We start from the raw sequence: 12,467 nt of genomic DNA, 5'->3' as shown, positions 1-12,467 counted from the left end.
GCTTTGGTTACACCTTCAAATATTAATATTGTTTACAATTTAAGACCTTGCTAAACTTCCCCCATGCCAACCTACCACCCACCCCACACAATAACCCCACTCATCGTAAATCTGATAGCCCAGATAAGCGAGGAAGTAGGGCGTTTGACCGTTTTAACCGATAACTCAAAGGAGTTAAGGCTAAGACGCATCAACCGTGTGCGCACTATTCGCGGATCATTGGCTATTGAAGGTAATAACCTTAGTGAAGAGCAGATTACGGCGATTCTGGACGGCAAAAGAGTTATAGCTCCGCCCCGTGAGATTCAGGAAGTGCGTAACGCCATTGCAGCTTATGACCGATTCGATGATTGGTCGGTGGAGAGCGAAGCGGATCTGAAGGATGCGCACGGCGTGCTCATGGCCGGACTGATTGACGAGGTTGGCATGTATCGCCGTTCCGGCGTGGGTGTGATCGCCGGGGAGAGGGTAATTCATATGGCCCCACCTGCCGATAGAGTTCCGGCATTGATGCAGGATCTGTTTTCATGGCTGGGTGCCACTGAAGACCATCCTTTGATTGCCAGCTCGGTATTTCACTACGAATTTGAATTTATCCACCCATTCGCTGATGGCAATGGCCGTATGGGCCGTTTATGGCAGACTTTGATCCTGAAAGGATGGAATCCACTTTTCGCGGATATCCCGGTGGAAAGTCTGGTTTTTGAACACCAAGAAGAATATTATGACGCGCTCCAGCAGAGCACGAATAATGCGGACTCGGCACCGTTCATAGAGTTCATGCTCAGAATGATTTTGAATGCCGTTTCATCTGCCACCCCCCAAGTTGACCCCCAAGTTACCCCCCAAGTTAAAGCATTGATTGAAGTCCTCTCTGGAGAAATGAGCCGTGATGAACTGCAAACGGCTTTGAGCCTTAAGGATCGTAAATCATTCAGGGAACTTTACCTCAAGCCTGCATTGGAAGAAGGGCTTGTGGAAATGACCATTCCCGACAAGCCCAATAGTAGGAATCAGAAGTATCGGTTGACTGAGAAGGGGCAGCTGGCTGTATATCGCTAGCCCTTCAATCCCATCCATAAATCTTCATGCTCAAAAGCTGACTGCATCATCTCAATCTCATTCTTGCTGGCACCAAGCCGTGCGGCATCGTTGGCCCAGCTTTGGGTGGCTTGGGCTACTTTCTTGGCGATGGCTTTTGCTTCTTTGGGCGAGAGTCCGAATTCCTCAGCTACTGATAGAGCGAGTTCAAGCGATGCCGTGCCGTCATCAAGGTCGATGAAGGTGTGCAGAATGCGTGGCTTTTCGTGTTCCGGGGTTGGTTCCAGATCGTAAAGAGGGGAAAGCCGCCAGCCCGCTGATCCTGCATAGATGAAGCCGTGGTTGCGCAGATGGTCGTCTACGTTTGAAATCATAATGTTGAAGACAATCCGCCGCCAGAGGTCTTTGAGATCTTCGGTTGTGCTGGCTCCGTATTCGCTCAGTGCTTCGCCGATTTCCAGATAACTTCCCTGTTCGCCGTCAGAATAGCCGAGCATACTCATTGCAGACAGAAATGGAATGCGCTTACCTGCGTTGCGGTCAAAGCGGTGGAGCAGAAGCACATTCTGGTTTCCGACTTTTTTCAATGCTACTTCCGGGGTAGGTATCCCGGCCTTTTTGGCCATCTGGAAGGCGAGATATTCCCATAATTCCACATCCCATTCATCGGTGGGGCTGGGAAATTTGGCGATCAGCAGCTTGCCGTCCGTATCTATAATGGATGCCTTGGGCCGCGCTCCGCCGAGTGACGCACCGGGGGCAACCAGATCCTGAATATCCTGATCCAGTTCCTTGTTGTCCAAGATGCGGCTTGATGCAGCCATAAGCCGACCCAGTTCAACCATGGGCGGAATTGTTGCATCCTCGTCCGTTGCCAAAAAAGGCCCGCCTTTCTGTTTTGCAAAACGCAATGCACCTTGTCGTGCCAGATCATTAACCATGAGTAGGAAGTCGGAGTCGTGCAGCATGCGGCGGGTGCGTTTTTCAGCCTTGGCGTTTCTGGCCTCTAGTCGTTTCATGAGCACACGGCCCCAGCGGTCCGGGGCAGAGTCGCCGATGGAGCCGAAAAGAGATTTACCTGCTGGCGTATGGAAAGATCCTTCGCCGAGATTTAAAGTTGGCTCAAGGGAAAAGCTTATGGGCGATTTCCGCCACCGGCGGGAATATTCAAAAGATGCGCTCTCTCCGCGCTGCCCGGAATGAATCCACAGCCGCCCAACGAAATGTGTTTCGCCCTGCAAATCTATATGTACAAATATTTCTTTCGGCATAGTTCTGTCTTAACTCGATATTTCATGCACCCGGCTGGGCAAACGTTCTTCGTCTAGATTCTGCCCGACCTTGTCTTCAGTAATGTCTGCCAGATTCATCCAGTCTGTACCGAGTCCGAGCGCGAAGATTACGGCAGCATAGTTTCCCATGCTGACACCGGGATCACCGCGTTGGATTTTAGCAAGAGTCTCCCTGCTGACCCCGGCGCGGTCGGCGACCGTGACCATCTTCAGGCGGCGGCGAATTCTCGCGTTTTTCAAGGATTCACCAAGCCCCTTAAGGCCGCTACGCAGTTTTATAGGTAATTTCTTTTTCATTTTAATGCCTAGTAAAATAGTCCTTATGCTGGCCTACGACTAACATATTAGGCATTAAGTTTCATAAGGTCAAGAGGAGGTAATGTTCGTATGTCTTGTTCCGTGATTTTATGGGCTGCCGTTTAGGTATGCTTCCTTGGAGCACGCTTTTTCATATCCTCATAAGAAATATTAGCAACCTCACTGGCCCGGATCATGGCGTCATCCCGCAAATGGGCATACCTTTGAACCATTGACGGTGTTTTGTGGGTGAGCAGCTTTTGCAGGGTGTACAGATCCACCTGCCCTGAGCTGGCTAGAGTGGAAGCGAAAACGTGCCGCAAGCCGTGCATGGGACGAAAGTCTCTGGGCAGCCCGGCGTTGTCGCAGATTCTGCGGAATGGAACACGCAGGTCTTTGGTGGGACCACCGTATCTGCCGGGGAAGACATACTTACAGTCTGTGCGGGGTTGTTTTTCAAGAATGGAACGTGCGGAATTATTGATCGGTATACGCTGATCCTGCCCGCTCTTTGGGTCTTTGAGCAGGATGAAGCCACGCTCGAAATCAACATGATTCCATTCCAAATTGAAAATTTCAGATTTTCTCATCCCCGTATAAAGGGCCATAAGCATTATGGAGGACGCTTTCTGGTTGCGGTCATTCTTAATGGAGTCCAAAAGCGCGGCGAGCTGTGCGGGAGTGAGGTCTTCGGTCTTTATGTTGTTCAGACGCGGCATTTCAAAATAGAGCTTGCCGGGATTGATGGGCTGGCACATCCCGCGCCTAGCACCGAAATTCAAAATGCGCTTGAGCAGGACAAGTCCCTGCTTGACTGTTCCGGCAGCAAGTCCTTTGTTTTGTAATTTGCGGCGCAGCTTATCGATGTCGGTAGTTACAACTTCTTCAGGAACCCTTTTCCCAAAATCCTTGAGCAGGTAATTCCGCCAGCGGTTACGGTCATCTCTGATGCTTTTGTTTTCCTGTTTGGCGTCATAAAATGCTTCCCAGATTCGGCCTACTGTCATTCTGTTGCGCTCCGCCTGGACTTTCTTTCTGCGCTCGTTGTTGGAGTCAATCTTCCCCTCAATGCGCAGAACGCGCAAGCGGTTTGCTTTGGCTGGGGTCATCTGATCCTGATACTGGCGTCCGGCTTTTTCTTCAATGGACTTTCCGTCTTTATAGTAACGGATGTAATAGATCTTTTCCTTTACCCCGGTGACTTGGTTTTTACTATCGATGTAGAACACGCCCTTATATGTTGTCTTGTGTCTTTTTACTGCGGCCATCTGCTTTCCTTTTTGAGCTGATTTGTGGGGAATTATGGGGAAGAATATATGCTCACCACGTACTTAGATACGCAGGGTGGGGAAGCTGTATTCCCCATGCCATTCCCCATAAAGGAGGCCAGAATACAGTAAATTATGGGGAAATCAAACAAGCTCAGTTAAAGAAGTAAGTTCTTTTAAATAAATACTTTATGACTGGGTTAAATTCGGTTAAACAGTCAAGTTTAGTACTCAAAATCCGCCGGGTTCACGCCCTTGCGAGTTCGAGTCTCGCTCCCGGTACCATGTATTACAAGGACTTACAGCTTTTTGGTTGTAAGTCCTTTTCTTATGCGGCACAATGTCAAGCACCCCGCCAATTCTGCCTTTAAATTTCATAGGGCGTAGTTGCCCCTCACCTTACGGTGCAAGTAATTGATACTCCTTTTCTTATTCGTGCTCAGCGGCACCAAGTACCGATTCGGTACCAAATCAATTTAGGATCGCCATTTTTTGTTCGTTGTCTAAGCAACCAAAGGACCGTCGCGATCCTGTTTATACTGTTGCCGATGGTAAGCTAAGCCTCCACAGCAAAGCAGCCAGTTTACGAGCAAGCGCAGCAATTGCTTTTTGCGGCACTCCATGTTTGCCCAAAATTCTGTTGTAGAATTCACGCGCCCATTCGTCTCTTTGTTTCCACATCCACGCCGATTCGATAAGCAGGCTTCGCAATCTTCGTTGTCCTACCGGACGAAGAGTTGCTCTTGTTTTACTGCCACCGCTTTGTCTAATTCCGGGAGCCAGACCAAGATAGGCTGTGACTTCTTCGCTTCTGTTGAAGCGTTCAGGGTTATAGATTTCAGCTGCAAAAGTTGTTGCTACGACTTTTCCGACGCCCGGAACGGACCTCATTGCGGCAATACGTCTTGCCTCGTCTTGTTCCTGTGCGAGTTTCTCAAGTTTCGTATCAACTTCTTTTTGAGCGGCAGCAAAATAATATAATTCAGAAATAAGGCTGTCACGAACCTCCGCTGCTCCGTGGGGTAGCGTTAAAGTTGCGAGAGCTAAGACTGCTTTCTTTCCCCAGTGCGATATGCTGTTTGGTTCGGTTGTGTTCTGCGTCAACAGCAAAGCTCTGATACGCTGTTTTGTTTTACGCAAAGAATCGGTGATCTGGTGGCGTCTGCGTGATAAAGCACGAAATGCTTCTTCTTTTTCATTAGGAATTGCGATTGATCGGATCAAACCGGATGCAACAAGTTCAGCAAGTTTGATGCAGTCGAGACTGTCCGTTTTATTTGTTGCTGCGACAGGGCGGGGAATCCTGCTGGGTGCTGCTACAACTACTTTGATCCCACGACCTTCAAGGCTACGAGCTAGCCCAAAACCTGTTGGCCCGGCTTCATAACAAACAGCTGCAATTCGTACAGGAAGAGTTGAAAGGCGTTTGGTAACGGATTCTACGTCAGCAGGTGTAGTCCAACTTTTAGTCATTCCGTCAGGTCGCAACAAGGCTATGCTGTAACTGCGCTTGTGGACATCAACACCTACGAAAAAGCGTTGTCCATGAAAGCCTTCCGCAAACCTATCAACTGATGATATTGTCATTTTAGCCATGTCAGCCTCCTGCTAGTTTCACCTTTACTGGTATTCTACCAGATTAAACAGGGGAGTGCCGACATGGTATTTTTTGTGTCTGGTGTTTTGTACAACTCCTGTACAACTTTTTTTGGGGGTGGAGGGGGGAAAGAGTACAGTTATTAATTTTTAGGCAAAACATATGACAATTGATTTTTAAAAGAATATGGTCACTTGAAATCACTTTGGAAATGGGGAGATCATATGAATTTTAATGATGAATATAAAAAGGTCAGAAATAAAATTAGAAGCTACAGAATTAACGATTTGCTTGGACCAATTGTTTCTGAAATACACCAATATGAGGCTTCGCCAACTGTTTACATGGAGCGTCAAAGATTATTTTTGCCTTGGATCTTATTATATATTTTGAAAATGACTTTTTTGCACGGCGAAACTAATAAGCCTTCCAAAGAGTTAAGAGAAAACGATTTTATTAAGATATATAATAAAATGCACGACCTTGATGGAGTGTACAAGAAAGCCTTACTTAAAGACGGTGTACCGTCTTTTTTGGCTGCCATAGCTTCTCAACAGTTTGCTTTTCAGCGAAATTTGCAAAGAAATGATTTTGCGCGTGTTAATTATTTGTTTTCTCGCGAGGAAGGAGCTTTAGCTGATCTTTTTCGGGAAACTAATGGTCTTGCACTCGTAACGTATATCGAATTAATGGTTGCGACGTATGCAATAATAGAAATGTCCAGTAATCGTGGGTTTTATGATTTTGAAAATACTTTGACTGGGGTTGCTCCGCAAGAAGAAATTATTGCTTTTTTTAATTTAGTCTCACGTTCAAAGAGCCAGCTACGGCAGGAACTCAGTAATACGGGTATCAAAAGCTCACTACTACAGTTTGGGGAAAATTCTCCTTTATATAAATTCCCATTGCTTTCAATTGATGATCAATTCATCCCTTATGGGAAAACAATATTTAAAAAATCTCTTCTTTTTAATCTTTATGAACATGCAAAAAGAGGTGGAGAGGAAACTAATTCCGAGCTGGCTTTAAGATTTGAATCATATATAGGTGAGGTTCTGTCGTCTTCTGGGGCTACTTTTTTTACGGAAGATCAAATTGCTGCAACATATAACGGTAAAAAAACAGATTTTTTAGTTATTGAAGAAAATACGGCAATTATGATCGAAGCAAAATCTGTTAGATTGAGACCATATGAAATGGTTAATCCTACAAGTTCGGTCGTCGTTAATGCGCTGGAAGACAATGTGCTTAAAGCTTTTTTTCAGGGACACGAGCTTAGTGCTAATTTGAATGTTAACGAAGGTAACAGCATAGATAATTATATTTTATTAATAGTAACATATGATGATATGCATGTAGGGCCATTTAATGAAGCGTACAATCTTTGGTTTGGGGATTATTGTAATCCTAAATTTGAATCTGGCGAATGTCAGCGCGGACCGCTTGAGTCAGAGAACGTTTTTATTGCCAGCATTAAAGAATTTGAACATTTGTGTGCATGTCGTAATTCAGAAAATGGTCTTACACCGCTTTTTGAAAGAGCTATTGCGGATAATCGCGATCCAGAAACTAGAAAATTTATGCTGTCACAGTCGTTGCCCAACCAAGGGGCTAATGAATTGCCATTTATTACGGAACAATTCGAAGGACTTTGGAATAGAGTAATAGAAAAATTTAAACAAGATTAAATATTTAATGATTATATGGCCATGTTTGCTGAATTCTACGGCCACAAAAGGCCAACCCACCTAACAATCTACGCCGAAGACATGCTCAAACACGTGAGATCCTTCTCGCGTGAAAGTAGGCATTTCAAATTATCCCTATCCTTGCTCGAAGACAGAGCACACGGAAGCCTTTTTCTGTTCCCTATGAAGATTGTTGAGCAGATGCTTAAAGCTTCTCCAATCGTTGTTTATACAAATCTTGCTGATATCGATTTAAGCCTTGTATCTGTCCCCTCTCCGGGCATTCTTGAAGAAGATGAAAATTATTTACCGATCCAACAACTTCTCAAAATCATAGCCATATCAAACGACCTTCTGGATGACCTCAACGAAGACAAAAGGATTTCAAGATCATCCCTGCATGAGTTGGCAGTTACTGTTGACGATTTTTATAACTGGGCGGTTGAAACTTTTCCCCGTTTTGAGGAAGAAGCTGAGGACGAGGCTCCTGTAAAAACGACCGAGAAGAACATTGAGTGGTTCGCTATGTTTTGCAACTCTCTTGGAGTTGAACGCAAAATGTCTGCCCGTAGTCTTTGGAATATTATTAAAGATAAATCTTCTCCCGAAAAACCTGTATGTTTTGATGATTTTCAAGTTGTCCTTCATGATGAGAAACTTTTTTATTCCAGTGGCCCCCTGACTCCCAGACTTTGGCGCGAGTATTTGGAGCATGAGGAGGCCGTTAGGATTGTTTATAAATCATTCGAGAACTACCTATCCAGATTCAAGAAGAATCTCCCAAATAATCCCAACGGCGTGAATAGCGTTGATTAACGGCATTTAGCGCAGGGTAAAAAACTCTCCCAAATTTCCGCACAGCCATCCCGCCAGTGCTAACCTTCACTCATCTTAACAAATGTTTGGAGGTTAACACTTATGCCAATCAAAGAATCAAATGAGTCTTCCGGTGCTGATCTGACAATCCTGCACAAAACCCTTCCCCCGATTATTGCCCGTAAGGATGTAAAACTTTACCTCGGCGGTCTCATTTGAAAGCGGCCCTTGCTCTTTGGGATTATTGCGAACAGTCAGCGCGATTCATTTTTGCCGGACTGGAGAGTGATTCGACTTGTCAGAAGATTATGGAAGCTTTGGAGGAGTCTGGCGGAAAGCTTGACACTTCCGGGCTGTATAAATTTTTTGGAAACCACATTTCAAAACGAAAGATGACCGTGGCCCTGAACAACCTCCTTGCCAGCAAAAATAATCGACTTGAGGAGCTGAAGCCGCAAGGAGGGGGACGACCACGAAAAATATTTTATTTATGCGGAAAAAGCTAATTTTGCGAGCCGATACGCTATTATGCGATATCTTAGTTTATTCTCCGTTATTTTTTATTATTTTGCTTGAATCGACCAATGATCTCGTAAAATAAAGCATGATCAAGTGGCGACTGAAGGCAGGACAGGTAAGGTAGGCCCACTTTTTCAAAGTGGTCGACCTTACGTCCTGCTCAGCCATGGGGCTGAGGTTGGCTTATTCGCCTTCGGCTCAACACAAATTTAATAGATATCTCGTATGGAAATCGGAAAAGTCGGAAAAGTATGTGTATACATCCTGTCTAAAGTGTGTTTGTGATTTTGTGAATCCCATGGAGGGCTGTATGCAGTACTGGGGAAAAGCATTTGAAGATGGGCAGTGGCATCACCTGCGGCGTCATTGCATTGAAGTTGCCGCAGTTATGAAAACGTTATTGCGTACTGACCCGGCTCTGCGGGCTAGAGTTGCTCAGTTGTCGCCGCTTGATCCTGATTTTACTGAAGAGCTCTTGGTTTATTTGGCCTGTATTCACGATCTGGGTAAATTTTCTCTTTGTTTTCAGCACCAGAAGCCGGAAATAGCTATCTCAAACGGTATCCCGGAACCAAATGGCAAAGAGCATCATACTGAGCTGGGTGTTCAGTTATGGGGAGCTTATAAACTTCACGAAAGAATAGGATGCCAAGGGGGCAGATTATTTACTCCTATGGCTGTCGCAGCTCTTGCGCATCACGGGGAGCCGCGTCCGGTGGTCAGGAAGAAGCCTGCTCAGTTGAGAAGATTTTTCGGATCCTGTGCTGATGACGCTCTGCAATTTAATGCTGAAGCAGCTTCATTTTTCTTGAATCATAAGTTTCCTGACGAATTGCGCGACGAATCTTTTCAGTCTCTTTCGTGGCTTGCTGCGGGACTTTTTATTCTTTCAGATTGGATCGGCTCAAATGAAATATGGTTTGGTCCGGATTCAAATTCAATTGCTATCTCTGCCTACTGGGAGAAGGCTATAGAAAAGGCTGAGCGTGCTGTTTCAGAGTCAAAGGTTTTGCCCGCAGCATCAGCTGATAGAACCACTTTTCAACAGCTTTTTACTTATCTTCCCAAAGGAGCACTGCCTAGTTCATTGCAACAGGCGGTCATGGATCTGCCGGAGCAGCACGGTCCGGAACTGTTGATTCTGGAAGACCTGACCGGGGGCGGAAAGACTGAGGCGGCAGTGCTTGCTGTGCACCGGGCCATGCGTTGCGGAGCATCTCAGGGGATGTTTATCGGTTTGCCGACCATGGCTACGGCCAATGCTATGTACAGTCGTCTTGCAGAGACATATCGCAGCTTGTTTAAGGATAAGGACGCTTCATTGATTCTTGCCCATGGCGGAAGGGCTCTGCATGATGAATATCTGGGCAGCATTATGGCAATGGATGAGTGGCGGACCTTTTCTGACGATGAAGGTAGGGCGGTCTGTCATTCGTGGTTCGCCGACAACCGCAAGAAAGCTCTGCTCGCGCCATGCGGTGCCGGGACTATTGATCAGGCTCTGCTGGCTATACTAAGTTCCAGACATCAGGCTTTGCGTCTTTTGGGACTTAGTCGTTCATTTCTTGTTGTTGACGAGGTGCATGCTTACGATGCTTACACCGGACAACTGTTATCAAATCTGCTGACTTTTCATGCCGCGCAGGGTGGCAGTGCCATCTTGCTTTCTGCTACTTTGCCAAATTTTTTACGTCGCAAGCTTTTGAAAGCATGGTCAGAAGGTCGGGAATTGGCCGGAACCGACGTGGCTTCTGTTATGCCGGAAGAGGATGGGTTTCCTCTTCTGACTCGTGTGCAGGATAAAGCGATGCAGGAAATTGGTCTTGAAAGCAGCCGTGAAATAAAGATGCCTCTTGAATGTGTTTATGAAGAAGGGGGCATGTTTCAGAGTCTGGTCGAGGTCCATAAAGCTGACGGGTGCGGATGCTGGATTCGCAATACTGTTGCAGATGCTGTCGAAACGCGGAGCCGACTGATTGAAGAATTTGGTTTGGCGGAAGGTGATGTCATTCTTTTTCATGCTCGATTTACCGGGATGGACCGTATGAATATTGAACAACAGGTGTTGGATATTTTTGGCAAGGGAAGTGTTCCGGAGCAGCGTGCGCGGAAGATTCTGATTGCCACGCAGGTTGTTGAGCAGTCGCTGGATCTTGATTTCGATCTGCTGCTCTCCGATCTTGCGCCTATGGAACTGATGATCCAGCGGGCCGGAAGATGTCATCGTCATCCAAGGGAATATAGGCCGCAAGGATATGAATTCCCTTTAATGAAGGTACTTATGCCTGATCCTGTGGATGATCCGGATGAGGATTGGTACGGGAATCTTTTTGAAATTGGACAATATGTGTATCCGCGCCCGGCGCTTCTTTGGCGTACTGCCCGATTGCTGAAGGAAAAAGAAGAAATTCGGCTGCCCGAACAGGCTCGCGAACTGGTGGAAGGAGCATACGGGGCAGGACTCATAGCTCCTGCTATTTTTGATGAACAGGAGATTAAGGTTGATGGATCTGATATTGCTGAGAAGTCCCTTGCCGGATTTGCTTCTTTAGATTTCAGTGCTGGCTACAGCAGTAACGAAGGTCAGTGGGACAACGATACCATGACTCCCACAAGGTTGGGCGAAGAGTCCCGTCAGTTACGATTGTTGAAGTCTGAAGATGGGAAGTTGACCCTTTGGGCATCGTCTAATGGAAAGTTTATCAGTGTGAAAGATTGTATGCGTTCTGAAGTGCGCGTAAGCGCAAAGAAGGTTAAGTCGGCAGTCAATGATGGACTTGAAGATGAAGTGGAAGAGTTGAAGTCCTGCATGCCGGACAAAGGGCGTTGGTCTGAATGTATTGTCCTGCACGATAAGGGCGGAATCTGGTCCGGGCATGCGATTGATATTCACGGGGATGACGTTACGGTGTTGTATAGTTCGCAGACAGGTTTGGAGGTTGATTGTTGAGGGAACGAAGGTTGATTTTTTTAGGGATGTTTGAGTATTATTTTATAGAAAGTTAATCATGCAATAAGTGGTCCTGAATAGTCGTAAAAAGTTGGCATTTTTTATATTGGTAAAAAAGGTCAAAAAGTATTGTTGGTTACAGGAAGAGTGTTCCCCGCGTATGCGGGGATGATCCGAAATTGTAACCGGTCCTGATGCCGCCGCTATTGTGTTCCCCGCGTATGCGGGGATGATCCGCGGGACGTTGAGAGCGTAACCGGCGGTGATCGGTGTTCCCCGCGTATGCGGGGATGATCCGCCATTGTGCTGGATATTGATTCCCCGGGTGGCGTGTTCCCCGCGTATGCGGGGATGATCCGTGTTTAATGTTGTTACTTGGATTTAGAGATTAGTGTTCCCCGCGTATGCGGGGATGATCCGCGCATGATCCAAGACCTTGAGGAAAAGCTGAAGTGTTCCCCGCGTATGCGGGGATGATCCGTACTGCCCGATTGAAGGAGACACAGACGAATTGTGTTCCCCGCGTATGCGGGGATGATCCCTGCATGCGGGGGATGTAACCGTGGTGGTCTGCGGTGTTCCCCGCGTATGCGGGGATGATCCGCCCTAGTTACACACCGCGTCAAATCGTAGACAGTGTTCCCCGCGTATGCGGGGATGATCCGTGCCTTGTAAATTACTAGATGCTAAAAATGCCGTGTTCCCCGCGTATGCGGGGATGATCCGTCCTTCACATGGGTGGTGTTTTCGCCTCAGTGGTGTTCCCCGCGTATGCGGGGATGATCCGGGATACTGTTAAATTTTTACAAGATGACCCGTGTGTTCCCCGCGTATGCGGGGATGATCCGGTCTTCAGGATGAAGACGGCAAGGATATTCCCGTGTTCCCCGCGTATGCGGGGATGATCCGAGGGGGGAGGGAGAAGGGGGAAGCAGCAACCCGTGTTCCCCGCGTATGCGGGGATGATCCGCATCATGTATTCAATGCGAGAACGCACAT

Annotated in this window: 8 protein-coding genes and 1 CRISPR repeat array (1 of these 9 only partly in view); of the genes, 4 read left to right on the top strand and 4 right to left on the bottom strand. The window is 46.8% G+C overall.

The genetic code is table 11. The annotated features are described in order from the left end of the window. The first annotated feature begins 144 nt into the window (after positions 1 to 144). A complete protein-coding gene (locus ACNI23_RS12545) occupies positions 145 to 1,062 on the top strand; it encodes a Fic family protein (RefSeq protein WP_420249137.1) in 918 nt (305 codons plus the stop codon). On the opposite strand, the gene ACNI23_RS12540 is transcribed toward ACNI23_RS12545, so the two are convergent. From ACNI23_RS12540 to ACNI23_RS12525, 4 genes are all read right to left on the bottom strand, one after another. Then, positions 1,059 to 2,312, bottom strand: coding sequence for a type II toxin-antitoxin system HipA family toxin (locus tag ACNI23_RS12540; protein ID WP_420249135.1), 1,254 nt, complete (start codon positions 2,310 to 2,312; stop codon positions 1,059 to 1,061). The genes ACNI23_RS12545 and ACNI23_RS12540 overlap by 4 nt on opposite strands. A gap of 9 nt (positions 2,313 to 2,321) precedes the next feature. Further along, entirely contained in the window at positions 2,322 to 2,630 is a 309-nt protein-coding gene (locus ACNI23_RS12535) for a helix-turn-helix domain-containing protein (protein ID WP_420249133.1), read from the bottom strand. Positions 2,631 to 2,752: 122 nt separating this feature from the next. Further along, positions 2,753 to 3,898, bottom strand: coding sequence for a tyrosine-type recombinase/integrase (locus ACNI23_RS12530; protein ID WP_420249132.1), 1,146 nt, complete (start codon positions 3,896 to 3,898; stop codon positions 2,753 to 2,755). A 534-nt stretch (positions 3,899 to 4,432) separates the two neighbouring features. Then, positions 4,433 to 5,494: an IS110 family RNA-guided transposase gene (locus ACNI23_RS12525; RefSeq protein ID WP_420249130.1), complete on the bottom strand. Its 1,062-nt coding sequence runs from the start codon at positions 5,492 to 5,494 to the stop codon at positions 4,433 to 4,435. A 225-nt stretch (positions 5,495 to 5,719) separates the two neighbouring features. Between ACNI23_RS12525 and ACNI23_RS12520 the strand changes: the two genes are divergently transcribed. The 3 genes from ACNI23_RS12520 (at position 5,720) to cas3 (ending at position 11,468) form a co-directional block, all read left to right on the top strand. Beyond that, positions 5,720 to 7,183 (top strand): hypothetical protein, encoded by a 1,464-nt coding sequence (locus ACNI23_RS12520; RefSeq protein WP_420249128.1) that lies wholly within the window; start codon positions 5,720 to 5,722, stop codon positions 7,181 to 7,183. A 21-nt stretch (positions 7,184 to 7,204) separates the two neighbouring features. After that, the gene (locus ACNI23_RS12515) at positions 7,205 to 7,999 is read left to right on the top strand and encodes a hypothetical protein (protein ID WP_420249126.1); all 795 of its coding nucleotides are present in this window, start codon (positions 7,205 to 7,207) and stop codon (positions 7,997 to 7,999) included. Between the two features lie 829 nt (positions 8,000 to 8,828). Beyond that, a complete protein-coding gene (gene cas3, locus ACNI23_RS12510) occupies positions 8,829 to 11,468 on the top strand; it encodes a CRISPR-associated helicase Cas3' (protein ID WP_420249125.1) in 2,640 nt (879 codons plus the stop codon). A gap of 147 nt (positions 11,469 to 11,615) precedes the next feature. Continuing rightward, a CRISPR array of direct repeats spans positions 11,616 to 12,467; the repeat unit is 29 nt; unit sequence GTGTTCCCCGCGTATGCGGGGATGATCCG; it runs 1,314 nt beyond the window's last position.

The sequence above is a fragment of the Maridesulfovibrio pacificus (SeqCode) genome, assembly GCF_048612815.1.
Classification (GTDB): domain Bacteria; phylum Desulfobacterota; class Desulfovibrionia; order Desulfovibrionales; family Desulfovibrionaceae; genus Maridesulfovibrio; species Maridesulfovibrio pacificus.
The sequence above is the reverse complement of the archived record's forward strand: the minus strand, read 5'-3'. Positions and strand labels throughout refer to the sequence as shown.

Bases quoted from the DNA above. Each gene is read 5' to 3' on its own strand.
- ACNI23_RS12540 (WP_420249135.1), bottom strand. From the start codon at position 2,312: ATGCCGAAAGAAATATTTGTACATATAGATTTGCAGGGCGAAACACAT.
- ACNI23_RS12535 (WP_420249133.1), bottom strand. From the start codon at position 2,630: ATGAAAAAGAAATTACCTATAAAACTGCGTAGCGGCCTTAAGGGGCTT.
- ACNI23_RS12530 (WP_420249132.1), bottom strand. From the start codon at position 3,898: ATGGCCGCAGTAAAAAGACACAAGACAACATATAAGGGCGTGTTCTAC.
- ACNI23_RS12525 (WP_420249130.1), bottom strand. From the start codon at position 5,494: ATGGCTAAAATGACAATATCATCAGTTGATAGGTTTGCGGAAGGCTTT.
- ACNI23_RS12520 (WP_420249128.1), top strand. From the start codon at position 5,720: ATGAATTTTAATGATGAATATAAAAAGGTCAGAAATAAAATTAGAAGC.
- ACNI23_RS12515 (WP_420249126.1), top strand. From the start codon at position 7,205: ATGTTTGCTGAATTCTACGGCCACAAAAGGCCAACCCACCTAACAATC.
- cas3 (WP_420249125.1), top strand. From the start codon at position 8,829: ATGCAGTACTGGGGAAAAGCATTTGAAGATGGGCAGTGGCATCACCTG.